Below are 25,861 nucleotides of genomic sequence, written 5' to 3'. Positions count from 1 at the left end.
CGCGTCGCCGGGAATCCGGGTGACTCCGGCTGACGGACACAACGAAGGGTCGACACACACGATGCTAGCGCTCGGATCGACCTTTCAATTTATTAACAGTCCTTAGTTAAACAAGCATCGCTCTCGCATGGGAAATTCAACGATGAAGAAGTTCGCACTGTCCGCCCTCTCGCTGTCGCTGCTGGGTGTCACCGGCGTGGCGCACGCACAGTCGAACGTCGCGCTGTACGGCGTGATCGACACGTCGATCACGTACGTTCACGGCAACAGCGGCACGGGTAACAATCTGTGGCAAATGGGCAGCGGCAACCTGTCGGGCAGCCGCTGGGGCATGAAGGGCAGCGAGGATCTGGGCGGCGGCCTGAAGACCGTGTTCCAGCTCGAAAACGGCTTCAATTCGGGCACGGGCCGCCTCGGCCAGGGCGGCCGCATGTTCGGCCGTCAGGCGTTCGTCGGCCTGCAGAGCAGCCAGTACGGCACCGTCACGCTGGGCCGCCAGTACGATCCGGTCGTCGACCTGGTTCAGGGCGTCACCGGCGACAACTATTTCGGCGGCATCTTCGCGACGCCGGGCGACGTCGACAACAACGACAACAGCCTGCGCGTGAACAACACGGTCAAATACACGTCGCCGGTGCTGGCCGGCCTGCAGGTCGAGGCGATGTACGGCTTCGGCGGCGTCGCCGGCTCGACGGGCTCGGGCCTCACGTACGCGATCGCGGCCGCGTACAACAACGGCCCGCTGGGCATCGCCGGCGGCTACTTCTACACCAACAACGTCAGCGGCGCCGCACGCGCCGCGGGCTGGAGCGGCTCGTCCGACGCGATCTTCGACGGCCCGATCAACAGCGGCTACCTGAGCGCGAAGAGCATCGGTATCGCGCAGGTCGCAGGTCAGTACGCGATCGGCCCGGTCACGCTGGGCCTCGGCTACAGCAACGCACAGTACCGCCGCGACGGCGATTCGCTCGCCGGCTTCGCCAACACGCAGAAGTACAACACCGGCCGCGCATTCGCCACGTATCAGGCATCGGCGCCGCTGCTGCTCGGTATCGGCTATGCGTACACGAAGGCAAGCGGCAACGTCGACGCGAAGTATCACCAGGTATCGGTGGGCGCTGACTACGCGCTGTCGAAGCGCACCGACCTCTATCTGATCGGCGCGTACCAGCACGCGAGCGGCCAGCAGCAGGTCGTGAACGCGAGCGGGCAACTGGTCACGCAGGATGCGCAGGCGTCGATCGGTTCGTACGGCTACGCCGGCACGAAGTCGCAGGAAATCGTCGCGCTGGGCCTGCGTCACAAGTTCTGATCGCGATGTTGTTTGCCCCGGGTGCGTGCCTGCATCCGGGGTCGCCGCCGTCGGATTATGCTGTGCGTCACCGATACGTGACCATCCGCTCATACGGGTACGGCTGCGCGCCGCACAGACACTCGTGCGCGGCGGGCCGCTGGTCGTGATGTTGGCACTCGCCGCACTTGCGTTCGTCGTGCCGCAGCAGCCCTCGGCCGAGGCAGCGGTTGGTGTGGCAAATCGGCGCCGCGCTCGGCGGTCTCGTCGCCAATCTCGCCGGTTTCTCGACGCTCGGCGGGCTCGCCGATGCGCAGCATGCGGCCGTGTGGTTGTCCGCCACATTCGCTGCCGCGCCACTGCTGGCCGCTGTCGTCGCACGCCGCGTGGTTGTTCGATGAAGGCCGGGCGGGTCGCCATTTCGGCTGCTTCTCTCGAAGCGACAAATCGACTTGACCGTGAACCGGCCGCGACGCACGTGATTGCGTCATCCTGACTCACGGCCGACCACCCACCGTCGGACCGTCCCGCATCCGACGCGGAAAGCACGCCTCACTGCGTGGAGATCAACGCCCGGTGAGGACTTTCCCGGCTGTCCCGGCCAATATTGAAACGCTAGAATTCCCACGGTTTCCGCACCGGAATCCAGCTGCGCCCCGCAGACTGCGACAGGTTCGAATGCGATTCAATCCTGAATCCGGATCTCGAACGACCCGAACGACCTCACCGAAAAGCAGCAACGAAACAGGAAACGCACATGGACAGCCGTCGATCGAGTCCCCCCCAACACGACCGCGCGCCCAGGATCTACGTCGTGGACGACGACGAAGCGGTACGCGTGTCGCTGCGCTGGCTGCTCGAATCGGTAGGACACCAGGTGGATGTGTTCTCGAACGGGCGCGAATTTCTGTCCGGCGCCGATCCGGAGATCCCCGGCTGCCTGCTGCTCGACATTCGCATGCCGTACATGGGTGGATTCGAATTGCAGGAAAGCATGCGCGCCGCCGGATTCCGGCTTCCGATCATCTTCCTGACCGCGCACGGCGACATTCCGATGACCGTTCGTGCGATGAAGGGCGGCGCCTATGATTTTCTCGAGAAACCCTATAACGACCAGGATCTGATCGACAAGGTCGCCGACGCGCTGAAGGTCGGCCTGCGCGAGTACCGACAGGCCCAGGCGGACAGCCAGACGCAAGACCTGCTCAAGCAGCTGTCGGCACGCGAACGCGAAGTGTTCGACCTGCTGATCGAGGGCAAGGCATCGAAGGTGATCGCGGCCGAACTGAACATCAGCTACAAGACGGTCGAAGTGCATCGCGCGCACATCCGCGAGAAGCTCGGTGCAACGTCGCTCGCCGAGCTCGTGCGGCTCGGGATGCGCGGCACCCCGCAGCACGAAGAATGAACCGCGGCTGGTCCGGCCACCGTCCGTGTGGCGGGACCGGCCGGCCGGATGTCGCGCAGGTCAGCCCTCGACCTGCCCGCGCGCCGGTTTCGTGCGCTTCAGCATGCCGACGCGCAGCACCGGATACAGCACGAACGACGTGATCAGCGACGTAAAGAACTCGATCGGCACGACGCGTTCCAGCACGTAGTGCGCCAGCACGAAACCCGCCGCCACCGTCACGACGCCGGCCCAGTTGATCTCCTCGTCCTCCGGTGCGGCGCAGCCCGGCATGCGGCCGACGAGCAGATAGTCGGCGATGACGATCCCGGCGAACCCGGTGGTCAGCACGCCCAGCACCGTGATGAACGAGTTGAACCACGCGAGGATCGAGCCGACCAGCATCAGGCAGGCCAGCACGTTGGCCAGCACGACGAACGTGAAGCGGCCGGGCCGCCAGTCGAACAACGCGTCCGCGAGATTGGTCAGCGAGAGCGACGCGCTGTACGTATTGAGCACCTGTGCCTTCGACTGCGCAAACACCATCAGCAACGTGCCGAACAGGCCGCCGAACACGATGAACGCGACGGCGACGCTGTCCGGGCTTTGCAGCGCAAGTGTCCGTGCGGCCGCCTCGGTCATCCCGCCGGCCTTCATGTGATGGGCCACGATCTGGTCCATGCCCGCATACATCACGATCCCGCCGACGGCGACCATCACGACATCCATGAAGACGTTGCCGATCACCGCCGCAATCGCGATGTCCCGCGACGATTTCGCATAGCGCCCGAGATCGGCGTCGATCAGCGCCAGCGCGCCGGCCGATCCGATCATCACGTTCACGCAGAAAGTGAACTTGCCGATGTCGGTATCCGCACCGAGCGCGTGAAGCGCGGCGACCGGCATCTGCGCGCCGAACTGCGTGACCGACGCCCACGATTGTCCGGACGCGGCGATGACTTCGACCATCATGTAGGCCAGCACGGCGAGGAACGCGAGCAGCGCCAGCGACGACACGCGCGCGACCAGCCTGAAGCCGAAGGCCGTCAGCAGGATCCACGCGACCGACAGGATGCCGTACACGAGCAGGCGCATGTCGAGCGTATCGGGCCGGTCGAGATAGAACAGGAAGCCCTTGTAGAGCAGCGCATTTTCGAGGGCGATGAAGCCGGTGATCATGAAGCCGAACACGAGCGCGAGCAGCGCCGAGCCGCGCGGCCCGAGGCCGTGCCGGCGCGACAGCACCGTGCTCGACAGCCCGGTGCGGTACGCGATATGGCCGGCGCCCCAGCCGAGCAGCGCACCGGCGATGGCGACGAACAAGCCGGCGAGCAGGCCGATCCGGATGCCCGCGACGAACGTGACGAGCGCGCCGACGAACAACTGGATCAGCGTCGTGACGATGCCCGCGGTACTCCACGACAACTGCAGCCAGTTCTGGCGCTCGTTGTCCGGCACGGCCTCCAGCGCGTGATCGTCGGTACGCGAGGTGAGATTGGATTCGCTATGCATGATGACGTCCTCCGGGCTCAGAAAAGGTGGCGCATGCCGATGCGCACGGCCGTCTGGTTGCCGCCGGCGGCAGGCGCCGACAACCCGGAGATCCATGCGTTCGCGTCGGCATTTCCGCTCGCGCGCTGGTACACGAGATTCGTGTAGATATCCGTACGCTTCGACAGCCAGTAGTCGAGCGTCACGCCGAACTGATGCGCCTTGTTGTTGCCGAGCTGCGCATTGCCCTTCATGTACTGGTAGTCGCCATGCACGATCGTGAACGGCGAAAACATGTAGTCGAGGCCGGCCTGATAGACGTCGACATGCGCGTTGCTGAACGTGTTGCGCGTGTTGGTGTACATCGCGTCGAGCTGCAGCTTGCCGATCGTGTACCGGCCGCCGAGCCCCCAGTTGCGGATGCCGTCGCGTCCGTTGTTGATCGACGGATCCTTCGCATAGGTGTAGGCCGCATTCAGCCCGAGCGGCCCGTTCGCATAGTTGATGCCCGCGCTGATCGTGCTGTCGGTCCCGAACGAGCCCGCGACGCCGCCGAAGCCGTACATCACGCCGGCATTGAGCCCGCGATAGTCCGGCGTCAGGTACTTCACCGAGTTGGCGACCCGGAACGCACCGGCGACGCGGTTGAAATCGAGGCCGCCATACGGCGTGCCGAGCCCCTGGAACGGCCCCTGCTGCAGGTTGTACAGGCTGACGTAGCCGAGCGACTGACCGAGACGCTGCGCGGACAGCGACTCGAACATGAACTCGTACTGGTTGCCGAACGTCAGCGTGCCCCACGGGCTTGCCAGTCCGACATACGTCTGCCGGCCGAACGTGCCGCCGCCGATCGACTGGCCGTTCTCCAGGCCGAACTGGCCTTCCAGCTTGAAGATCGCCTTGAGCCCGCCGCCCAGATCCTCGCTGCCTTGCAGGCCGAACAGGTTGGGCACCTGCATCCCGGTCGACATCACCGTGTTGCGGTTCCCGCCCTGATTGCTGATGAAGGTCACGCCGGCATCCAGCACGCCGTACAACGTGACGCTGCTTTGCGCGGCGGCCGCCAGCGGCACGCCCATGACGGCCATCGCCATCCATCTGGTTTTCTTCACTGTGTGTCTCCCGTGGTTTCGGTCGTTCGATTCATGCCTGCAGACGCTTGCCGGAAACGGCCTGCCCGATGCATCGACGCACCGGCCGTTCCGCTCGCGAATCCTGCGAATTCGCAGCGACTCCAAGTTAAGAAGCCGAAATTGCTGCCGACATTCGGTCGCGCACGTAAGAAACTAGATGGGAATACTTATTTGTCTTCTGATTCGATACGGCAACCGGGCGGCGCGGCGGCACACGAAAAAAAAGCCGCGTTTGCACGCGGCCGGATGAAGCACCCTGTCGTCGCGGGTCTGCCGATCGGGTCAGGAAGACGGACGAGGCAACCACGCCGCGTCGTGTCGATGAATGAGCCGCAGATCGAGCAACACGCTCTGGAAACGCCACTGCCCTTCGTCGATCGTGACGCGGCTGTCATACGCGCCGCCGATCCAGTGGGCGGCCGGCGGCTCGGCATCGTCGCGGCTCTGGCGGATCTGCGCCAGCTCCCACAAATGCCATCGACATCGCCCGCTCAGCAACGTCTCGTCGATCTCGATCACCGGCGCGGCCATGTAGTGCAGGCTCCAGACGATCTGCTCGCTGCCGATCCGCGCGAGTTGCTCCGCAATGACGTCGCGGCCTTCATGACGCCCGAATCCCCTGGCTTCCCACACCGCGTCGCGACTGAAGAGCGGCGCCATCAACGCGGGATCGTTGCGCCGATCGGCCCCATAGGCGTAGCGGCCGACGAGTTGGCCGACGTCGGCGATTGCCTCGAGGCGCGCAATGCGCCGGGCGAGTGTCGATGCGGCCATCGGCCGGTCTCCTTGCAGAAATGCGCCCGAGGTCCGGCGGGACCTCGGGCATGCACCGAGATGCGTCGGCGGCTCAGTGCCGCGCGTCGCCGTGCTCGGCGACGAAGCGTGCTTCGTCGAAGCTGTACGGCACCTTCGGATCGCCGCGATACAGTTCGATGTGCGGTGCGACCTCGGCGAGCGACAGCGCGAGCGACAGCAGCCGTGCGGCGTCCGCCGGCAATTCGCCGATCGGATAGCGGTCGAGGTACATCAGGATCGACGGCAGCCGCGGCAGCATGTTGTCGTAGAAGTAGCGCAGCTCGCCGCTCGACGAGCCGATGCGGCGCTGCTGCCGTTCGTTCTGGGTCGGAAGGGCCCACGCCGCGACGAGCGGCTCGAGCATGTCGAATTCCTTCGGAAGCAGATTGTCCATTGCGTGCGTCTCCGTCATTGATCCATGTATTGTTCGAGGACCTTGTACCCATGTCGCAGCAGGATCTCCTCGTCCTGAAGGAACATGTGCTGCTTCGCGCCGGACGCAAGCGCGGCATGCGTATCCTCCATCGTCGCCGTATCCTCGAGCCATGCGTTGCGCTGCAGCACCTGCGCGAATTCGACGGCCCAGCGTTCGCTGTTGGTCTTCGGCGGCTTCACGTAGTACTTGCCCTCCCACAGCGTCTTGTCGTGCGACAGCGGCCAGAACTGATGGGTGAACCAGATCCCCTCCGAGATGTGGATCAGGATGTTCGGGAACACGACGCTCAGCTCGAACGAGAAGTCGCCCCGGCGGTCGGGGTTCACGCCCGGCGGCAGCATCGACGAGCCGCGTTGCGCGACCAGCGACGCGCCCGTGATGTTGTTCGCGATGCCGGCGACCGGCGTCGGCGTGGCATTGAGCGTCAGGCAAATGCCGGTCGTGCGATGCTCGTCGAACAGCGCGACGTCGGTCAGCCCGCTCGAAAACACGTTCGGGAACGAACCGGCATGGATGGTCGACACGTGATACGCCTCGGAGAACGCGTCGAGCGCGATCTTCCAGTTGCAGTCGAGCACCGTGTTGTAGCTGAAGCACTGGCTCATCTCGTGAAACGGGAAGCCCGCGAGATGCTGCCCGAGGCCGCCGAGATACTCGTTCAGCGAGCGCTCCGGCTCCGCGGCCAGGTTGATGAAGATGAAGCCTTCCCACACCCCCGTATGAACCGGCGTCAGCCCGCTCGACGCCTTGTCGAAGCACGGCGGAAAGCGCTCTTCCTCCGGCACCTGCACGAGCTTGCCCTGGCCGTCGTAGACCCAGCCGTGGAACCGGCACGTGACGACCGCCGCCTTGTTGCGGCCGAAGGTTTCCTCGCCATGCTCGACGACGACCTTGTTGCCGCGATGCGAGCAGGTGTTGTGAAAGCCGCGGATCGTGCCGTCCTTGCCGTGCATCAGGATCACCGACGTCTTCGCGAAATGGATCTTCTTGACCTTGTAGTCGCCGACGTTCGGAATTTCCTCGATGCGCCCGACCTTCAACCAGGTCTTCGAAAACACGCGCGCCTTTTCGCGTTCGTAGAATTCCGGCGATATGCAGGGCTCGACCGGAATCGGCTCCGTGCCGAGTTCCGGATACTTGGCCGCCCATCTCAGGGTATTGGTGGTGGTGTCCATCGCTGCTCCTCTCAATGAATTGATTCGCGTTGCTCGATCGTGTCGACCGTCACGCGGTTCAGGTCCGGTCGTGCGTGCCGTCGTCGAGTCCGTATTGCGCGCGCGCCAGGTGCGCGATGCCGAGGCGTTCGAGCACCGGCATCGGGCACAGGAACGTGACCCGCACGACGCCCGGCAAGCGGCTGATCTCGATCGAGCCGGCGATCGTCGCGCGGTTGAGGATCTCGTCGTACGCCAGCCCCGTGACGTTCGTCGCGCGCTGCAAACCGTTCTTCGTCGCGTCGTTGAGCGTGGCGCCCGAGCCGATGAAGGTGATCGGCGCGTTCTCCTCGATCTCGCGCTGCCCGTAGCGCGCCGCGAGCGCCGCGACCCGTGCGCGCTGCGCGGCGTTCATCGGCCGCGCCATCGGCGGCAGATCGTCCGGTCGCTGCAGCAGGATCGGCCCGTCCAGCGTCAGGCCCTTGATCACCTCGACCTGCAGCTCGACCTCGCCCGCGACGTCGGTCGCATGGCCGGCGATCTCGCCATTGCCTTGCTGCGCATGCATGTCGCCCATGTACACGCCGGCCCCCGGCACCTTGACGGGGCAGATCACGATCGCGCCCGCGCGCACGCTGTTGGTGTCCATGTGGCCGTCGGTCTTGTTCGCCTCGAGCGCTTCGCGCGACATGCCGAACGCGTGCGGCGCATCGATCAGGAACGCGCCGAAATCGCCCGCGTTGTGCGAGTCCGGCATGTCGACCGACGGGATCGTGCCGATGTTGCCGAGAAACGGCTGCATGTGCGCCGCCAGCCCGCTCATGTCGGCGCGGGCAAGCGAAAGGATCGAATGCTGTTCGGACGAGGCCGGCAGGCGCGCCATCTTTCCCGGCATCCCGGCGATTCGCTGCGCGGCGTCCTTGTCGACGGTCAGCGACACCTGGTGCTCGCGGTCGAGCACGATCACGTAGCCGTGACTGAAGCGGAACGCATTGACCTCCGCGCCGCAGACGCTGCAATGGATCGCGTCGTCGCCAGTGCCCTCGACGTGACTCGGCGGGCTTTCCGTGCCGCAGGTCGTGCATCGCTTCGCGACGAACGGGTCGCCGACATAGCGGCCCTCGACGAACTCCATCACGCCCGACGACGTGGCGAGCGACGTCACGTCGCAACGCAGGATCTTCAGCGCCACGGCATCGCCGATTTCGGCGCCGTCGACAGCGACCGGCTGCGTGACCTCGTGCCCGCCCTGGAAGATCGGCGTAATCATCGGCCCCCAGCAACCGGGCGGCGTACCCGTCACGATGCGCCCGCCGTTCCTCACCGGACCGAGCATGGTCAGGCGCGGCCCGATGACGCCGCGCGTATACGCGCCGACCTCGACGACGTCCCGCGGTGCTGCCGACGGTGGATGGCTCATGGATGTCTCCTCGCTCGAATGCGGAACGGGGCCTTGCGCCACGTCTTCCGCTTCTTGTTGATCAGTGCACTCAAGCGTAAGGAAATCGCCTGCCGGCCGTTATCCGGTCGGTCAATTAGCGCATTAGGTGATAACACTTAACGGCCGCGCGGCCCGCGAGCGAGCGCTTTCGCGGTGCTATGCTGACAGCCGGATTACCCCGGGGCGCCCCTGCCATGCATTCCGTCAGTCAATTGAGCCGGACCAACTACCAGGAGGTCTTCGTCTACGCGAACGACATCATGGTGATCCACGACATGGACAGCGGGGAAATCCTCGACGCCAATCGCAAGGCATGCGAGATGTACGGGCACACGATCGACGAATTGCGCGGAATGTCGATCGGCGAGCTGACCCGGAACCACTCTCCGTACGACACCGAAGGCGGCCTGAGGCGCGTGTGGGAAGCGCGCGATTCCGGCGACACCGTGATCTTCGAATGGGTGATCTGCAACGCGCAGGGCCGCGAAACGCCTGTCGAAGTGAGCCTGAAGCGCATCACGCTGAACGGGGTCGACCGTGTGATCGCGATGGCGCGCGACATCACCGAGCGCAAGGAAGCGCACGCCGCGCTCAAGGAACGCGAGCGGTACTACCGCAAGCTGATCGAGCGCTCGTCGGACGGCATCGCGATCCTTTCCGCCAACGGCATCGTCCGCTTCCTCGGGCCATCGATCCATTCGCTGCTCGGGGTTTCCGCGCGCATGCCGGTCGGCCGGTCCGTCTATGCATTCATCGCACCGGAAAACGTCGAAACGGTGCGCGACACGCTGCGCGCGCTGGCGCCCGACGCGAGCGCCAACCTCGGCTACCGGATCCAGCACCGCAACGGCACGTGGCGCATCCACGAGGCGCGCTGCCGGAACCTGCTCGACGATCCGGCCGTCAACGGGATCCTGGTCAATTTCCGCGACGTCACCGAACGCGTCAGGGCCGAGGAAACCGCCCGCGCCCGCGCGCTCGAACTCAGCCGGATCTCGCGCATCTCGACGACCGGCGAGATGGCCACTGCGCTCGCGCACGAGCTGAACCAGCCGTTCTTCGCGATCGTCAACTTCGTTGCGGGGTGCCGCCGGCGCATCCAGTCCGGCAATTTTTCGGCCGACGACCTGCTGCACGCGCTGGAGCTGGCGCAGCACGAAGCCGAACGCGCCGGCCGCATCATCAACAAGGTGCGCGAATTCACGTGCAACCGGACCTATCAGCGCCAGTTGATCGACGTGCGCACCCTGGTCCGGGACATCGCCGACCTGATCGCGCTGCGCGCGCGGCAAAGCGACGTGACCGTCACGTACGAACTCGACGACGCGCCGTGCGAAATCGAATGCGACGACGTGCTGATCCAGCAGGTCGTGATCAATCTGGCCGTCAACGGGATCGAGGCGATGTCGGGCACGTCGCCAGAACGCCGCGAACTGCGCATCTCGGTCGCCAAGCGCACCAACGGCAATGTGCAGATCACCGTGTCCGATACCGGCCCCGGCCTGCCGCGCGTGAGTCCGGACCGCATCTTCGCGTCGTTCTTCTCGACCAAGCACACGGGCCTCGGGCTCGGACTGTCGCTGTGCCACTCGATCGTCGACACGCATGGCGGGCATCTGTGGGTCACGAGCGCCGAAGCCGCGCCCGGCACACGTTTCCACGTGATGCTGCCGCGCTCGGCCGGCGCGGCCTGAACGCGGCGACGATAAGCGAAAACCTGTATTCGCTAAGCAGTCGATCCAATTTACCCGTCAGGCAGCCGTCACTACCCTGAAGCCATGACGTCCCGCAGGCAGCGGAGCCGGCGCGATATCGCGCGCCGATTCATGGACGTCGACAACCAGGGAACACGATCATGACGGTAGCCGAACATACGATCCATTTTCTTTGCCGCACGTCGGACGTGCCGCGCGGATGCGCGAAGCGCGTCGCACTCGACGGCCGCGCACCGGTCGCGGTCTTCAACCTCGACGGCCGGTTTCATGTCACCGACGACACCTGCACGCACGGCGAAGCATCGCTGTGCGACGGTGAAATCGATGGCGACGTCGTCGAGTGTCCGTTCCATCAGGGTGCCTTCGACATTCGCACCGGCAAGGCCGTCGGTGCGCCCTGCATCGTCGATCTGAAGACGTATGCGGTCGTCGTCGAAGACGACGCGATCGGCATTCGCCTCGCCGATTGACGGAGGACGACGACATGCACGAGATCCTTCTCGACGGATCGGCGCACCGTTTTGCGTGCGATCGCGACGACACCCTGCTCGGCGCCGGCTTGCGGGCCGGCCTGGGCATGCCGTACGAATGCACCGCGGGCGCGTGCGGCAGCTGCAAGTTCGAACTGCTCGACGGCAGCATCGACGTGCTGTGGGACGACGCGCCCGGGCTGTCGGCGCGCGATCGCGCGAAGGGCCGGCACCTTGCCTGCCAGTGCCGCCCGACGAGCGACTGCCGCATCAAGATCCGGCTCGACGATGCATGCCGCCCCGCGCAACCGCCGCGCAAGCAGGTCGCCACCTTGATCGCGACGGACGACGTCACGCACGACATCCGCGAATTCCGCTTCCGCACCGATGCGCCCGCGGTCTTTCGTCCGGGACAATTCGCAGTGCTGCACTTGCCCGGGATCGCCGGCACACGTGCATATTCGATGGCGAACCTGCCGAACGACGACGGCGACTGGCATTTCCAGGTGCGCCGGGTCGAACGCGGCGCCGGTTCGACGACGCTGTTCGAGCGCGTGAAGCCGGGTGACCGCGTGATGCTCGACGGCCCGTACGGGATGGCGTTCTTGCGTCCCGAACCGGCTCGCGACGTGGTCTGCATCGCGGGTGGGTCGGGGCTCGCGCCGATGCTGTCGATCGCACGCGGCATGGCCCACGCCGGCCTGCTGGACACGCGCCGGCTGCATTTCTTTTATGGTGCGCGCACGCCTCGCGACGTGTGCGGCGACGCGCAACTGCGCACGCTGCCCGGTTACGGCGAACAGCTCGTGTTCCACCCGGCGGTATCGTCGCCCGGCGGCGCCGGCGACTGGTCGGGCCGTACCGGCTTCGTGCACGAATACGTCGAGGACGTCCTTGGCGCGAACCTGGCCGACCACGAGTACTACATGGCCGGCCCGCCGCCGATGATCCAGGCGATGCTGGACGTGTTGCATGCGCGTCACGGCGTGCCGGCGTCGCAGGTTCACTTCGACCGATTCTTCTGATCCCCCATTTCACGTGACAGGTCACGCACCATGAACATGACCGATACCGTCGGCCTGGTCGCCGGAATACTGACGACCGTTTCGTTCGTTCCTCAAGTCGTCAAGATCCGGCGCTCAGGCTCCGCACGCGATATTTCCTACACGATGTACGCGTGCTTCATCGCCGGCGTGAGCCTGTGGCTGTACTACGGCATCGCGATCGGCGCGTTGCCGGTCGCGCTGAACAACGCGGTCGTGCTGCTGCTGGCCGTCACGATCATCGTGCTGAAATATCGCGCCGAAGCACGGGCCGCAGCCGGCAAATCGGCCAATTGATGCTGGGAGAATGAGAAAGGGCGTCGGTCGGCAGCAAGCCGGCCGACGCCCGTGCCGTTCAGGCGGCCGGTGTCGTCAGTTCGCCGATCGGCGACAGGCCCTGCTCGGGGCCCATCGCCGAATAGCCGCCGTCCACGGCCAGATTCGCGCCGGTGATGAACGACGCCTTGTCGGAGACCAGAAACAATACCGCGTTGGCGACTTCCTCCGGCTCGCCGATGCGGCCGAGCATGTGGAATTTCTGCGCGACGGCATTGGTCCGGCGCTTGTCGCCGCCCGATATCGCGTCCAGCACGCCGGACCACGTCCAACCCGGCGACACCGCATTGACGCGGATATTGTCGCGCGCCAGATCCAGCGCCTGGCTGCGCGTCAGTTGCAGGATCGCCGCCTTGCTGGCCGGATACAGCCAGCGGCCGGCCTGCGCCGCGGACGCGCTCGTCGAGCCGAAATTCACGACCGCGCCGCCGCCGGCCTCGCACAGGAACGGATAGGCGGCCTGCAACAACAGGCACGCGCCGATCACGTTGACGTCGAACGCCGCATGCCATTGCGCGCGCGTCGACGACAGCGCGTCGTCGACGTATGCGCACGCAACGTTGACCAGCATGTCGATGCGGCCGAACCGCGCGTGCGTCGCTTGCACGCAAGCGCGAATCGCCGCATCGTCGGCGAGGTCGGTCTCGACGAACATTGCGCGCGCGCCGAGCGAATCGGCCAGCGCGCGACCGCGCGCAACGTCGATGTCGGCCACCGCGACCTGCGCGCCGCCGTCGCACAGCGCGCGTGCGACCGCCGCGCCGATCAGCGTCGCGCCGCCCGTGACGATCGCGGTCTTGCCTTCGATGCCCCAGCATGTCGATGGATTCATGTCAGCTTTCCTGTCGGTTCGTGTCCAGCTCGCGCAACGCGCCCATGCAGAAGACCAGCGGCGCCTGCTCGTGCCAGCGGAAACGGTTGACTCGGCCGACGAAGATCGCGTGATCGCCGCCCGCGTGCACGATCTCGTTCTCGCATTCGAACTGAGCGACCGCGCCCGCGATCAGCGGCACGCCGCCCTGCCCGTCGACGGTATCGACGCCGGAAAACCGGTCGTCGATCGGCTTGGCAAAGCGTGTGCAGATATCCTGCTGCGAGCCGGCCAGCACGTTGACCGCAAAGAAGCGGCAACGCTCGAACGCGCGCAGGTTCGGCGAGCGGCGCGCCAGGCTCCACAGGATCAGCGGCGGATCGATCGAGACCGACGAAAACGAATTCGCCGTCAGGCCGATCCGGCGGCCGTCGTCGTCGACCGTCGTGACGACGGTCACGCCCGTCGCGAAGCAGCCGAGTGCGCGCCGGAAGTCGCCCGGTGCCTGCGGAATCTCGTGATGATGACGCCACGCGTGCGCGACGATGTCGTGGTCATGCCGCATCGCGCGCCACCCGCTCCGCGACGAAGCGCTGTGCCTCCGACAAATCGGCGATCCACGGCCAGAACTCGCGCGGACGCTGAAAGCAGCGCACGAAGTCGTCCGCCACCGCACGCTGCGCCGACGCCGCGCGCAACACGTACATGATCGCGTCGCTCGGCGGTTCGAGCAGTGCGTTCGTGAACGCCGTCGTATAGCTGGCCGACGCGTCCCAGAACGCGTCGAAGGTCTGCTGCATCCACCCGGCGTCGAACGGCTCGCGACCGTGCACGTCGATCGCCCGCATCAGATGGTCCACCATGCGCGACGCGTTGTTCGCGCCCTGTCCGGCAATCGGATCGTTCAGGCAAACCGTGTCGCCGATGCCCATCACGATGCGCCCGGACGCGAGGCGGCCGACCGGATGGCGCACGGTCGGCGTGAAGGCGCCCTTGAGCCACGCGTTCGGATCGGTCAATTGCGCATCGTCGAGCAGGCTCGCCTCTTCCGGCGCGAAGTCGCGCATCACGCCGCGCGCAATCTCGAGCAGTTCATTGCCGTCCGTCGCGGCCTGGAAGCGATCCATGTCACCGCCCGGACGCGCTTCGAACAGGAAGCTCCGGCATTCGCCGACGCCATGCGAGTAGAACGGCAGCGAAAAGAACTCGCCGACACCGAAAACGAAGTTGAACCGCAGCGGCCGGAAGTCTGCTTTCGGCCACGGACGATCGCCGACGATCTGCGGCCCCTTGAGCAGCATCGCCGCGAGATTGCGCGGCGGCTTGTCGTGTACGCTTCGCGCAGCGTCGCGCGCGAACAGCGCATTGATCGCCCCCTTGCCGGACGCGATGAACGTCAGATCATTGGCGCTGGCGATCTCGTCCAGCTCGTCGATGTCGACGCTGCGAAACACGAGCGTGCCGCCGCGCCGTTCGAATTCCTCAGTCCAGCGCGCAAACTTCGTCCGCTGGTCGATCGCCTGACCCGACCGGTCGTGCAGCCGCCCCTTGACCGTCATCACGCTCGCGCCCGACGGCTCGCGAAAATCGACGAGCATCCCTTCGCCGGCCGGTGCGACGTCTTCCCAGAAATTCAGGCCGAGCCGGCGTTCCCAGTCCAGCGTTTCGTTGAACAGAAACGCCGTGCTCGGGATCCTGCCGGCCAGTAGCTGATCCGGCGTGCGGTCCGTAAACACCGTGACCTCATGCCCCCGGTCCAGCAAGCCGAATGCCAGATGAAACCCGGCCTGCCCGCCTCCTACGATTCCGATCTTTCTCACGTCGCATGCCTCCTGTTGGTTTGGGTTATGCGTAGCGTAGGAGGCCGGACAGGGTCGGTAAATTCGCTCGGCTACTTACGACCATAGATGGAAGCACCTATGCGCCATCGCACGGGCACGACGCAAGAAGTGCCCTGTTGCGGAATATCATCCCGTGACACGGCGTATCGGTCCATCGGTGAAGACAAGCGGCCGATCCGTTCACATCGTCATCCATCGTCCCCAAGCGGCTGCCTGGGCCAGATGCCGCACCGATGCCAGCGTGTTACCGGTCGCGCAGATCGGTCACAAACACGCCGAGGTTGCACGCTCCGCGACCGTCGACCGCGAAGTACAGGCGTGCTTGGTTACGACGGGCACGGCCGCCAATTGAGCGGATCGGCGCGTAGCCGGGCACGAACGCGATCGGGATGGTGCCGCTCGCCATGATGGACAGCGTGACGATCGGCGCGTCAGCGGCGCGCGGCGCAGCACACCGTTCCGCCCCGGACTGCCTTGCCCCCTCACCCGTGCCCGGTCGCACACGTTTGCGCCCCGTTGCGCGATCGCACGCGCCGGCTGGCGGCCACGCCGGCCTCGATTTTCTGTTAACCGTGCCGTTAACCCGGATTTGAACCGCGCCGGAGCCATTCCCGCCGGCCTCCCCTACGAGCACGAACATGCCCGCATCCACCTCGATCGAGAAAATTGCCGACTGGGCCGGACGCAACCATCTTGTCGTCGGGGCATTGGGTACGCTGATGTCGCTTGCCGCGCTCGGAATCAGCGCGGCGACACTGTGGGCCGGCCGGAGCGAAGTGATCGAACACGCACATGAGACGTCGCGCAACGTCGCAGCCGTGCTGGTGAGCCAGATCGCACGCACCGTCGAAACGTCGAACAGCGCACTGGTCGCACTCGCGTCCGATCTCGGCAAGCCCCCGGTGCAGCGTATGGATGCCGGGCTGCGGCACGACCTGCTGTTCGAGCGCACCGCAGCCCAATATGTCACCGGCATGGGCGTGACCGACAAGTCCGGCCAGTTGATCGACGGATGCTGCAGCGCGACCCACCATTGGGATTTCAGCGATCGCGACTACTTCAAGGTGCATCGCGACGCGGACGACGTCGGCCTCTACGTGTCCGAGGCCTATCGCGCGCGCTCGCGCAGCGGCAAGGAATCCATCGCGCTGTCGCGGCGCATCGACCGGCCGGATCATACGTTCAACGGCATCGCGGTGGTCGCCATCGACCTCGCCTATTTCGAGCAGCTCCTGTCCGGCCTCGATGTCGGGCCGAACGGGGTCAGCGCGATCCTGCGCGCGGACGGCACGATCCTCGCGAGAAATCCGTCGTTGAACGACAGCCAGATGAACCACCTGCGTCACTCGAAAGCCTTCAACCGGATGGTCAACAGTGAATCGGGCTTCTATCCCGCACGGTCGAGCATCGACGGCACCATGCGGCTGTATACGTATCAGCGGGTGCGGGGCACGCCGCTGATCGCCGTCGTCGCGCCGGCCGAGCACGACGTGCTGGCGGGCATTACGCGCCTGTCGTGGACGGTCGGCATATCCGCAACCGTGATCAGCGCCCTGTTCTGCGCGGTGGTCTGGCTGCTTGCGTTTGCGCTCCGGGACAACCTGCGCAAGCAGACGCTGCTCATGGACCTCACCCGGACCGATCCGCTGACGGGCCTGTGCAACCGCCGCGCGCTCGATATCGCGCTGGCCGACGAATGGGAACGGCTGCAGCGGGGCAGCAACGGCAGCCTGTCGATTCTGTTCATCGATGCCGACCACTTCAAGCAGTACAACGATCGGCACGGCCATGCGGAGGGCGACACGGCGCTGCGCTTTCTCGCCGAATGCATCCGCACGCACACGCGGCGGCGCGGTGATCTCGCCGCGCGCTACGGCGGCGAGGAGTTCGTCGCGGTGCTGCCGGATACGGACGAAAGCGGTGCCGCGCAGGTCGCGGAGGCCATTCGACGCGAAGTCGAACGCAACCGGCTCGATGGGTTTGCGGAAACCGTTCCGGCCTTCACCGTCAGCATCGGCTGCGCGACCGGTCATCGCGCGCGCCCCCCGACCGTGCACGCGCTGTCGCATCAGGCGGATATGGCGCTTTATCGTGCCAAACGCGAAGGCAGGAATCGCGTGTGTTGCGCGGAAACGGAGCCACTCGCGCGCCTGGCTTGACCGGCCATGGGTCGGGCCTGCCTTCTTTCGGCAGCAGAACGTACGCAAACGATTGCCGCGGACAACGTTCATCAATACGCGGTCGTGGAGGCCGGCCGCGCCGGCGAACAGGGCCGCGGTGCCGGCTTCGCCCGACGGTCGAGCCCTTTCCCAGTTCCGACAGATGACCGTCGCGACCGAACGCGGCCGCACCGATCGGCCCGGTGATCAACGCGCAGGAACACCCCGCGCTCGTCCGACAGCGAGGACAGCTTACCGCTCCACTGTCGGACGGGGCGTGGACGGATTCCGGCGAACCCGGGCGCACCATGCTTGACCGAATTTGCGCGGCCGTCTCTATCAGAAGGCCGAGCAACGCACACCACTCGTTGCCACTTTATCTTCCCGGCATACCGCGTACCTGATGGCTTGCCGAGCCGACTGTTCAGTAGTGTGCGCGACGCTCAATTCAGTTCCTTGCTCGAGTAGCCAAGCAACCACCTCGCGACGATCAGACGGTTGATCTCACCCGCTCCTTCGAAAATGTCGAAGATTCGAGCGTCCCGAAACCACTTCTCCGCCAGATGATCTTCCGTCAGCGCGAGCGGTCCAAGGAGCTCCATACATTCCTGCGTAATACGGCGCGTCGCCGAACCACCCAGTGCTTTCACCATGGAAGCCTCGATCATCGTCCGCTCGTCCGTGACGCCGCTCGCTTGCTCGCGCCACTTGGCATGCAGGATCGACAACTCGGTTGCGTCATGCAGCGCTTCGAGCGCGATCAAGCGATCATGCACTGCGGATCGCGCATTGCGCCCTTCCGTATAGTCGGGTGCCTGGTCCGTTTGACGAAGGTTCTCCTTCACCATATCCAGCATGTTGCGCGCGGTCTTGAGGCCGAACGCGGTCACCATTGCGCGCGATCCGTTGAACACCATCATCGTGCGCTTGAAGTCGGCGTCCAGCTTGTTCGTTGACGGCACGCGACAGTCCTGCAGCACGAAATCCGCCGTGTCCCACGCGCGCATGCCCATCTTGTCGACTTGCCCCAGCGGTTGCAGCCCCGCCATCCCCTTCTCGACGACGAATGCACAGAACGGACGGATGCCACGCTCGTCTGGCGGCCCCTTCAGCAGGACGACTGCGCCCGCCGCTTCCCCGAAGCCCGAACAATAGATCTTCTCGCCATTCAGCACCCATTCATCGGCGGCCTCGTCGTATCGGGCGTTCCCGACCATCGCTCGCGGATCGGATCCCGCGCCCGGTTCCGAAATGGCAATCGACAGCAACTTGTCGCCGAAGCGCTCGATCTGGTCCGGCGTACCCGCGTACTGGATAATCTTCGTCCCGAGGAATCGATTCGAGTCGCGCCGCATCCGCACATCGGGGTACTCCAGTTGCAGCAACGCCTGCGTCACGATCGGCCCGCTCGTTTCGGCCGGATCGGATGCGAGCAACGCGTAGGGATCCGGGCGCCCCGAAGCCTCGGGCAGTTCCACCGGCTCGAGCTCTTCGTGATGCTGATCGTAATAGCGCGCGTATCCGCGGGCGATTTCCGCGTCTTCGCGCGCAATGTTTACCAGATACTCGTCTTGGGGGGTGAGAGTAAAGTCAACCACGTTTGATCTCCTTGTTGACAAGTCAGACGCCAGCCACGCCTTCGAGCATCGAAACCGCACGCGCATTCCGATACCACATTTCAATCGGATGCTCGCGTACGAACCCATGACCGCCGAAGATCTGCAACCCTTCGTCCGCGATCGACATCGACTGGCGCGCGGCATACGCGTACGCGAGCTGCGCCGAACGTGCGGCGTCCTTCCCGTTCGCAAGCTCGGACGCCGCCCGCCACCCCATCAGACGCATCGCCGCCACGTCGATGTGCATATCCGCGAGACGAAAGGCGATCGACTGTTTGCTCGCGAGCGCCGAACCGTGAACCACCCGATCCTTCGCATACGGGATCACGTATTCCATGACGCCGCGCGACAAGCCCGTCATCACGGCGGCAAGCCCTGCGCGCGACGAATCGACGAGGCGCTGAACGTTCGAACCCGCGCCGTTCCCGAGGCGAGCCGTATGCGGAACACATACGCCGTCGAGCCGGACGTCGCTCAATCCGAGCGCACGGAGACCGACCGTCGGCACCGGCGCCTCGACATGACATCCCGCCGTGTTGCGTTCCACGATGAAGGCAGCCCGTTCGCCGTCGGCTTGCGCGACGACGAGAAAATGGCTCGCGGCGGAAGCCAGCGGGACCAACGTCTTGCGACCATTGAGCCGCCATCCGTCTTCATCCCGCACCGCCGTGGTCGTCAGCGACGACACGTCCGAGCCGAAATGCGGCTCCATCAGCGCAATGGCCGCAGCATGAAACGCATGCCCCTGAAACACCGGCAACAGCGTCTCCCTCTGCCGAGGCGATCCCTGATCCAGGATCGCCTGGGTAAACGCAACCGGCGCCGCCAGGGCAAGCGCGAGTGTCGCGTCGGCCGCAGCGAGCTCCTCGAGCACGATCGCATTGAGAATCGAACACCGCTCCTGACCGTCGTCGCCTTGCATCTGTACGAGGCCGGTCGACCACAGCGCATCCAGCGTCGAGACGGGAATCTCCGAAGCCCTGTCGAGCTTCTGTGCAATCGGCCGCAACTCCCCTTGCGCGAAGCTTCGCGTTGCGTTGCGCGCCAGTTCCTGCTCCTCGCTCAAATCGAATGTAATCAAGTCTCTCTCCTGTTCTCCTGCACATCGCAGTTCAAATCCGTTCCACCAGGTGTCGCCGCTTCGCTCGCGACATTCGCCCGCGTCGACCGCGGGGATTGCGCGACGCTTCCGCCGGCAAGACTTCTCAGGTCAGCATTTCGTATCGCGCAGAATCTCCGCTGTGTGTTCGCCGAGCAGCGGTGCACGCGCCGCGACGTCCACCACTGAACGACTGAAACGCACCGGGAAATTCATTTGCCGGATCACGCCGAATTCAGGATCCTCGTGATCGACATAGACATCGCTGCTCCTGACTTGCGGGTCGTCGAAGAACTCGTCCAGCGTATAGATCGGACCAATCGCCACCCCCTCCGATTCAGCCCGCGCCAGCACTTCGGCGCGTGTCATCGTCGCTGCCTTGCCGCCGAGCGCTCGCCACATCTCGCCGTTTCGTTCGATTCGTTTCGCCGCCGACTTCCAGGTGTCGTCGTCCAGCAAATCCTCCCGATCGAAGAGCCGACACGCGGCCGCGAACTGGTCGTCGGTCTGGATGTGACCGATGACCCATCCATCGCGCGTGCGCAGCGGATGGTGAATGTCGAGCGCCGGGGCCTGGTGTGCGTCGGGCGTGCGGAACGTATAGTTCCCGATGTTGTCCGTGAGCCCGAACCACGAGAACGCGTTCAACAACGACGCATCGATGCGCTGCCCTTGCCCGCCGCTGCGTTCGCGGTGCAGCAGTGCCGCGAGAATCGCGCTTGCCGTGATCGTCGCGGTCGACTTGTCCACCATCAGGTTGCGGATCGGCTCGGGCGCGTCGCCGCGCCCCTGGAGATACATGACGCCCGTCATGCCCTGAAGGACATGGTCGTATGCGGGCTTCGACGCATAGGGCCCCGACTCGCCAAAACCGGATATCGACGCGTAAATCAACTTCGGGTTGGCATGCTGGAGTAGCTCGTAGCCCAGGCCAAGTCGCTCCATCACACGAGGGCGCATGTTGTGAAGCAGCACGTCGGACGACAGCGCCAGCTCCCGAGCGACGTCCAGATCGCCGGGCGTCTTCAGATCCAGCACGATGCTTTTCTTCCCGCGGTTCACCGTCATGAACGGCGCACCCATGCCATTGTGAAATGGCCCGACCCTGCGCATCGGATCGCCTTCCGGCGGTTCGATCTTGATCACCTCCGCCCCCATATCCGCCAGAATCTGCCCTGCCAGCGGAGCCGATACCATCGAACCCAGCTCGAGCACGAGGAGCCCCGAACAGGGTCCGCTCGCTTTCGCTTCGTCGCTCATGTCTTCCTCCAATGACCCAACGTCATGCCCGAGAGTTCAGCGTCGACACGCTCTCGCCTCGTTCAATCGGCCCGGGTCAATCTCATGTGTGTAGGAAATCTTCAATACAAAATCGATCGACTCACTCCACTAATATGGATATCGAAGTAATTGAATTTCAAAAAACCAGACCGTCAGAAGAGATGCCGTATCCCCACCATCGCTCCAGCCTGTCCGACTCCGGGTGCCGGCACGGCCGGAGCCAGGCTACTCGAAGACACGGAATACACGGCACCGTGTCCGCTGTTCTTCATGTAAGCCAGCAGCCCGTAGAGCGCCGTCCGCTTGGAAAGGTTGTAACTGGCACGAAAAATCCCCATCGTTCCGTCCGCGTCGTATGAGCGGTTCCTGACGTGAAGCACTTGCGCGTCGAAAACCCATGCGACGTACGGGACCGAGACGCCGAGATAGCTGAGATCGGTTCGCACCGTCCGAACGTCTCCCTTGATCTCGCGATGCAGCCATCCGCCCCCGACCTTGACCTTCCCGACGAGAAAATAGCCGTTTGCCTGGTATCTTCGATCGGTATCGCCCGAGTTTCCGAAAGCAACACCACTCAAGCCCGGCACGACCGTCATTGCCGTGGCGCCGGCGCCACCGCGCTGCTCGTCATAGATGAGTGCCGCGCCCCAGTTCGGCCGGTCATATTTCAGCATCGTGGTTAGCGCGCGGCACGACATCGTGTCGCCCGGAAGCTGCCCGCCGCAGTTGCTTGCCGGCAAGCCGTCGCGCCCGAACGAATAACTGACCCCGACCGTCAGATCCGCGAATTTCCCGCGATACTCGACGCTGTTGTCCGCCCGTGCGGCAGCCAGATAGCCGTCGAACGAGCCCATGCTGAAAGCGGCAGGGCCGATCACATCCGCATCGGCCATGCCATACATGGTCATGTTCATTTGCCGGCCGACAGTCAGCTGCCCCCATGCACCCTTCAGTCCGACGAATGACTGCCGTCCAAACAGGCGGCCATTCTGAAGCGAGGTCCCGGACGCGGGCGAAAAGCCGCTTTCGAGCGTGAATACCGTCTTGATTCCTCCCCCCAGATCCTCCTCGCCTCGCAGCCCCCAGCGGGACGGCAAATCGCCGCCGCTGATGGTCGGGAGTCGAACCATCGCCCCGCCTGTTGGCGACGCGTGCGTAAAGAACTCCACGCCCGTATCGACGATGCCGTACAGCGTGATTGTCGATTGCGCGCATGCCGGCGCACAGATGCTTGCCAATGCTGCAAGCAACACTGCTCGTTGATGTCTCATTTGTCTCCTTGACCATGGTGATGGCTCGTTTTTTTACTGCGCGATTCCATCTGGGGGCAGTGCGGTCATGCCGCTACGACTATCGGCATTCCGCACCGTCATTATTAAAAACAGACTATCTTGTTTTTATTGTTCGAGTTGAATCGGCCTCCTTGTGCCAGGCAAATCTCCCGTATCTGATGCAACGAAACGCGGGGTTGCGGCGGCGTGCCACGCCGTTCTGCATCGACCATCGGCCACCGATCGCCGTGTCAGCAACCGGGCCCGCTACCACACGAGCGAAGCAACACCGCGCTCCCGATCACGCCGTATCGCGCAAGAGGTCCAAAGCGACATCCACGATCATGTCCTCTTGCCCGCCCACCATCTTCCGGCGCCCCAACTCAACGAGGATATCGACGGTCTTCAGACCATACTTCTCGGCCGCGACCTCCGAATGGCGCAGGAAGCTCGAGTAGACGCCCGCATAGCCAAGCGCGAGCGTCTCGCGGTCGACTCGCACCGGCCGGTCCTGCAACGGCCGCACGATATCGTCCGCCGCATCCATCAGCGCATACAGGTCCGTCCCGTGGTTCCAGCCGAGCCGCTCCGCCGCCGCGATGAACACTTCGAGCGGCGCGTTGCCCGCGCCCGCGCCCATGCCGGCCAGGCTTGCGTCGACCCGGTCACACCCTTCCTCGACCGCGGCAATCGAATTCGCCACGCCGAGGCTCAAGTTGTGGTGCGCGTGGATACCGGTCTGCGTCGCCGGATCGAGCACCGCCTTCAACGCGTGGAAGCGATCACGGATGTCGCCCATCGTCATCGCGCCGCCCGAATCGACGACATAGATGCACGTTGCACCGTAGCTTTCCATCTTCTTCGCCTCGACAGCCAGGTTCTCCGGCGTCGTCATGTGGCTCATCATCAGGAAGCCGACCGTGTCCATGCCCAGCGAGCGCGCATAGTCGATATGCTGCTTCGAGATGTCGGCCTCGGTGCAGTGCGTCGCGACGCGCACGACGCGTGCACCCGCGTCGTAGGCCGCCTTCAGGTCATGAATCGTGCCGATACCCGGCAAGAGGAGCGTGGCGATCTTCGCCTGCTCGACCACTTCCGCCACCGCCGCGATCCATTCCAGATCCGTATGCGCGCCGAAACCGTAGTTGAACGAGGATCCTCGCAGGCCATCGCCATGCGCCACCTCGATGCTGTCTACCCCAGCCTTGTCCAGCGCCCGGGCGATACGTTGAGCATCCGCGACACTGTACTGATGTCGAATGGCATGCATCCCGTCACGCAGCGTGACATCCGAAACGTAGATCTTCTTGCTCTTGTCGTACATGATCTATTGCCCCCTTAAGCCACGACCGACTGACGCGCCGCCATGCGTTCCGCCGTGGCAAGCGCCGCGCTGGTCATGATGTCCAGGTTCCCGGCGTAGCTCGGCAGATAGTGCCCCGCACCCTCGACTTCGAGGAAAATCGACACCTTCATGCGCGGCGCCCGCCGGGCGGCCGGTTCCTGCGGCATGCGTCCGTTGAACGCGTCGAACTGCACGACCTGCTTGAGCCGATACCCCGGGACATACGAACGCACCGCAGCCACCATCTGCTCGACCGATTCGACGATCGCAGCCTGGTCGGCATCGCCTGAAACCAGGCAGTACACCGTGTCGCGCATGATCAGCGGCGGCTCCGCCGGGTTGAGGACAATGATTGCCTTGCCGGCCTTCGCGCCACCGACTCGCACGATCGCGCTCGACGTGGTCTCGGTGAATTCATCGATATTGGCTCGCGTACCCGGGCCGGCGGAGCGACTCGAAATCGACGCGACGATCTCGGCGTACTCGACCGGCGCGACGCGGGAAACCGCTGCGACCATCGGAATCGTCGCTTGCCCGCCGCAGGTCACCATGTTCACGTTCGGCGCATCCAGATGCTGGTCGATGTTCACGGCCGGGACCACGAACGGACCGATCGCCGCCGGCGTCAGGTCGATCACGCGCACGCCGTGCGGGCGCAGCAGCCGTTCATGCAGCGCATGCGCACCGGCGCTCGTGGCGTCGAATACGTAGCGCATGGATCCGAAATCGGGGTGGGCGAGCAACCCGTCGATCCCCGTCGTCACGATCGGCACGCCCATACGCTCGGCCCGTTTCAGGCCATCCGACTCGGGATCGATGCCGACGAATGCCCCCATCTTCAGGTGCTTTCCGTAGCGGAGGATCTTGACCATCAGGTCGGTGCCGATGTTTCCGGATCCGATGATGGCGACTGCCTGTTTTTCGTCAATCGAGTTCATGGAAAGAACCTCATCAGGAGAAAATCGCGCGTACCGGAGCAAAGCCGTCGATGTGCGCCGTATAGGTATGGCCGGCCTTCACCGCCACCATCGGTCCGAGCGCACCCGTGAGAATCACGTCGCCGGCGCGCATCGGCGTGCCGACCTCGACGAGCGTGTCCGCCAGCCAGCGGGCGGCATTCAGCGGATTGCCGAGGCACGCGGCCCCCGCACCTTGCGATACCGTTTCTTCGCCGTCGGTCATGCGCATCGGCGCGCCGGCCAGATCGAGCCTCGCAAGCGGAACCGGCTGCGTGCCGAGCACGAACAGACCGGACGACGCGTTGTCCGCAACGGTGTCCACGAAACGGATATTCCAGCCCGCGATGCGGCTGGCCACCACTTCGATCGCGGCCAGCGCATAGGCTGTTGCACCGATCAGGTCGGCCACGGTGTGCCGTTCATGGGTGAGATCCTTCTCGAGCACCAGCGCAATCTCGGCCTCGGCCTTCGGCTGCAACAGGCGATTCGGGTCGATCGGCTCACCGTCGACGATGGCCATGTCGTCGAGCAACGTGCCGAAATCCGGCCGGTCGACGCCGAGCTGCTGCTGAACGGCCGGCGACGTCAGGCCGATCTTCCTGCCGACGATCCGCCTGCCGCTGCGCACCTGGCGCTGGATGTTGATCTGCTGTACCGCATAGGCCAGTGCCGCCTGAGCGTTTTCGTCCCGCCCTTCGAAGCGGTCCCGCACCGGCGCACAGGGTGCGTTGCGTTGCTGCGCGTCCCACAACAGCTCGGCAATATCGTTTTCCGGAGTCATGTC

At 64.8% G+C, this 25,861-nt stretch carries 25 protein-coding genes; 8 read left to right on the top strand and 17 right to left on the bottom strand.

Annotated elements, in window-relative coordinates; all coding sequences use genetic code 11:
- Positions 1-142 precede the first annotated feature (142 nt).
- From G3N61_RS03415 to G3N61_RS03405, 3 genes are all read left to right on the top strand, one after another.
- Positions 143-1,312 carry a porin gene (locus tag G3N61_RS03415; protein WP_043185706.1) on the top strand — a complete coding sequence of 390 codons (1,170 nt, stop codon included), beginning with the start codon at positions 143-145 and terminating at the stop codon, positions 1,310-1,312.
- Positions 1,313-1,521: 209 nt separating this feature from the next.
- Positions 1,522-1,692 carry a hypothetical protein gene (locus G3N61_RS39395; protein ID WP_241017540.1) on the top strand — a complete coding sequence of 57 codons (171 nt, stop codon included), beginning with the start codon at positions 1,522-1,524 and terminating at the stop codon, positions 1,690-1,692.
- 356 nt (positions 1,693-2,048) lie between these two features.
- The gene (locus tag G3N61_RS03405) at positions 2,049-2,699 is read left to right on the top strand and encodes a response regulator (protein ID WP_051890081.1); all 651 of its coding nucleotides are present in this window, start codon (positions 2,049-2,051) and stop codon (positions 2,697-2,699) included.
- Between the two features lie 60 nt (positions 2,700-2,759).
- Here the strand turns inward: G3N61_RS03405 and G3N61_RS03400 are convergent, their stop codons facing one another.
- From G3N61_RS03400 to G3N61_RS03375, 6 genes are all read right to left on the bottom strand, one after another.
- Positions 2,760-4,190, bottom strand: a complete 1,431-nt coding sequence (locus G3N61_RS03400; RefSeq protein ID WP_205821561.1) for a cytosine permease — start codon at positions 4,188-4,190, stop codon at positions 2,760-2,762.
- A gap of 17 nt (positions 4,191-4,207) precedes the next feature.
- Positions 4,208-5,281, bottom strand: coding sequence for a porin (locus tag G3N61_RS03395; protein ID WP_244912163.1), 1,074 nt, complete (start codon positions 5,279-5,281; stop codon positions 4,208-4,210).
- A gap of 303 nt (positions 5,282-5,584) precedes the next feature.
- Positions 5,585-6,076 (bottom strand): nuclear transport factor 2 family protein, encoded by a 492-nt coding sequence (locus tag G3N61_RS03390; protein ID WP_051890079.1) that lies wholly within the window; start codon positions 6,074-6,076, stop codon positions 5,585-5,587.
- A gap of 73 nt (positions 6,077-6,149) precedes the next feature.
- Positions 6,150-6,491 carry a hypothetical protein gene (locus G3N61_RS03385; RefSeq protein WP_205821560.1) on the bottom strand — a complete coding sequence of 114 codons (342 nt, stop codon included), beginning with the start codon at positions 6,489-6,491 and terminating at the stop codon, positions 6,150-6,152.
- 14 nt (positions 6,492-6,505) lie between these two features.
- On the bottom strand, positions 6,506-7,708 hold the full coding sequence (locus tag G3N61_RS03380; protein WP_205821559.1) for an aromatic ring-hydroxylating dioxygenase subunit alpha: 1,203 nt from the start codon (positions 7,706-7,708) through the stop codon (positions 6,506-6,508).
- A gap of 58 nt (positions 7,709-7,766) precedes the next feature.
- Complete coding sequence (locus tag G3N61_RS03375) at positions 7,767-9,107, bottom strand: acetamidase/formamidase family protein (RefSeq protein ID WP_205821558.1); 1,341 nt, start codon at positions 9,105-9,107, stop codon at positions 7,767-7,769.
- 215 nt (positions 9,108-9,322) lie between these two features.
- Between G3N61_RS03375 and G3N61_RS03370 the strand changes: the two genes are divergently transcribed.
- The 4 genes from G3N61_RS03370 to G3N61_RS03355 all read left to right on the top strand — a co-directional run bounded on the left by G3N61_RS03370 (position 9,323) and on the right by G3N61_RS03355 (position 12,653).
- Positions 9,323-10,822 (top strand): PAS domain S-box protein, encoded by a 1,500-nt coding sequence (locus tag G3N61_RS03370; RefSeq protein WP_043185620.1) that lies wholly within the window; start codon positions 9,323-9,325, stop codon positions 10,820-10,822.
- Between the two features lie 161 nt (positions 10,823-10,983).
- Positions 10,984-11,313 (top strand): non-heme iron oxygenase ferredoxin subunit, encoded by a 330-nt coding sequence (locus G3N61_RS03365; RefSeq protein WP_043185618.1) that lies wholly within the window; start codon positions 10,984-10,986, stop codon positions 11,311-11,313.
- A gap of 14 nt (positions 11,314-11,327) precedes the next feature.
- Positions 11,328-12,338: a 2Fe-2S iron-sulfur cluster-binding protein gene (locus G3N61_RS03360; RefSeq protein WP_205821557.1), complete on the top strand. Its 1,011-nt coding sequence runs from the start codon at positions 11,328-11,330 to the stop codon at positions 12,336-12,338.
- Positions 12,339-12,368: 30 nt separating this feature from the next.
- Positions 12,369-12,653: a SemiSWEET transporter gene (locus tag G3N61_RS03355; protein ID WP_043185616.1), complete on the top strand. Its 285-nt coding sequence runs from the start codon at positions 12,369-12,371 to the stop codon at positions 12,651-12,653.
- 58 nt (positions 12,654-12,711) lie between these two features.
- Here G3N61_RS03355 and G3N61_RS03350 read toward each other — a convergent pair whose 3' ends face one another.
- The 4 genes from G3N61_RS03350 to G3N61_RS03335 all read right to left on the bottom strand — a co-directional run bounded on the left by G3N61_RS03350 (position 12,712) and on the right by G3N61_RS03335 (position 15,984).
- A complete protein-coding gene (locus G3N61_RS03350) occupies positions 12,712-13,524 on the bottom strand; it encodes a glucose 1-dehydrogenase (RefSeq protein ID WP_089454207.1) in 813 nt (270 codons plus the stop codon).
- A gap of 1 nt (position 13,525) precedes the next feature.
- A complete protein-coding gene (locus G3N61_RS03345) occupies positions 13,526-14,068 on the bottom strand; it encodes a flavin reductase family protein (RefSeq protein WP_089454206.1) in 543 nt (180 codons plus the stop codon).
- Positions 14,058-15,323, bottom strand: coding sequence for a styrene monooxygenase/indole monooxygenase family protein (locus G3N61_RS03340; RefSeq protein ID WP_205821556.1), 1,266 nt, complete (start codon positions 15,321-15,323; stop codon positions 14,058-14,060). The genes G3N61_RS03345 and G3N61_RS03340 overlap by 11 nt, the downstream gene beginning before the upstream one ends.
- Positions 15,324-15,588: 265 nt before the next feature.
- The gene (locus G3N61_RS03335; protein WP_205821555.1) at positions 15,589-15,984 is read right to left on the bottom strand and encodes a hypothetical protein; all 396 of its coding nucleotides are present in this window, start codon (positions 15,982-15,984) and stop codon (positions 15,589-15,591) included.
- Between G3N61_RS03335 and G3N61_RS03330 the strand changes: the two genes are divergently transcribed.
- Entirely contained in the window at positions 15,983-17,503 is a 1,521-nt protein-coding gene (locus G3N61_RS03330) for a sensor domain-containing diguanylate cyclase (protein WP_089454204.1), read from the top strand. The two genes, G3N61_RS03335 and G3N61_RS03330, sit on opposite strands and share 2 nt — an antisense overlap.
- A gap of 443 nt (positions 17,504-17,946) precedes the next feature.
- On the opposite strand, the gene G3N61_RS03325 is transcribed toward G3N61_RS03330, so the two are convergent.
- The 7 genes from G3N61_RS03325 to G3N61_RS03295 form a co-directional block, all read right to left on the bottom strand.
- The gene (locus tag G3N61_RS03325; RefSeq protein ID WP_205821554.1) at positions 17,947-19,101 is read right to left on the bottom strand and encodes an acyl-CoA dehydrogenase; all 1,155 of its coding nucleotides are present in this window, start codon (positions 19,099-19,101) and stop codon (positions 17,947-17,949) included.
- A gap of 22 nt (positions 19,102-19,123) precedes the next feature.
- A complete protein-coding gene (locus G3N61_RS03320; RefSeq protein WP_089454202.1) occupies positions 19,124-20,203 on the bottom strand; it encodes an acyl-CoA dehydrogenase in 1,080 nt (359 codons plus the stop codon).
- A gap of 129 nt (positions 20,204-20,332) precedes the next feature.
- A complete protein-coding gene (locus G3N61_RS03315) occupies positions 20,333-21,481 on the bottom strand; it encodes a CoA transferase (RefSeq protein WP_205821553.1) in 1,149 nt (382 codons plus the stop codon).
- A 173-nt stretch (positions 21,482-21,654) separates the two neighbouring features.
- Complete coding sequence (locus G3N61_RS03310; RefSeq protein WP_205821552.1) at positions 21,655-22,773, bottom strand: porin; 1,119 nt, start codon at positions 22,771-22,773, stop codon at positions 21,655-21,657.
- A 301-nt stretch (positions 22,774-23,074) separates the two neighbouring features.
- Positions 23,075-24,097, bottom strand: a complete 1,023-nt coding sequence (dmpG, locus tag G3N61_RS03305; protein WP_205821551.1) for a 4-hydroxy-2-oxovalerate aldolase — start codon at positions 24,095-24,097, stop codon at positions 23,075-23,077.
- Between the two features lie 14 nt (positions 24,098-24,111).
- Positions 24,112-25,056, bottom strand: coding sequence for an acetaldehyde dehydrogenase (acetylating) (locus G3N61_RS03300; RefSeq protein ID WP_205821591.1), 945 nt, complete (start codon positions 25,054-25,056; stop codon positions 24,112-24,114).
- A 13-nt stretch (positions 25,057-25,069) separates the two neighbouring features.
- A complete protein-coding gene (locus tag G3N61_RS03295) occupies positions 25,070-25,858 on the bottom strand; it encodes a fumarylacetoacetate hydrolase family protein (protein WP_205821550.1) in 789 nt (262 codons plus the stop codon).
- Between the last annotated feature and the right edge of the window lie 3 nt (positions 25,859-25,861).

The sequence above is a fragment of the Burkholderia sp. Ac-20349 genome (assembly GCF_017104865.1).
Classification (GTDB): domain Bacteria; phylum Pseudomonadota; class Gammaproteobacteria; order Burkholderiales; family Burkholderiaceae; genus Burkholderia; species Burkholderia aenigmatica.
The sequence above is the reverse complement of the archived record's forward strand: the minus strand, read 5'-3'. Positions and strand labels throughout refer to the sequence as shown.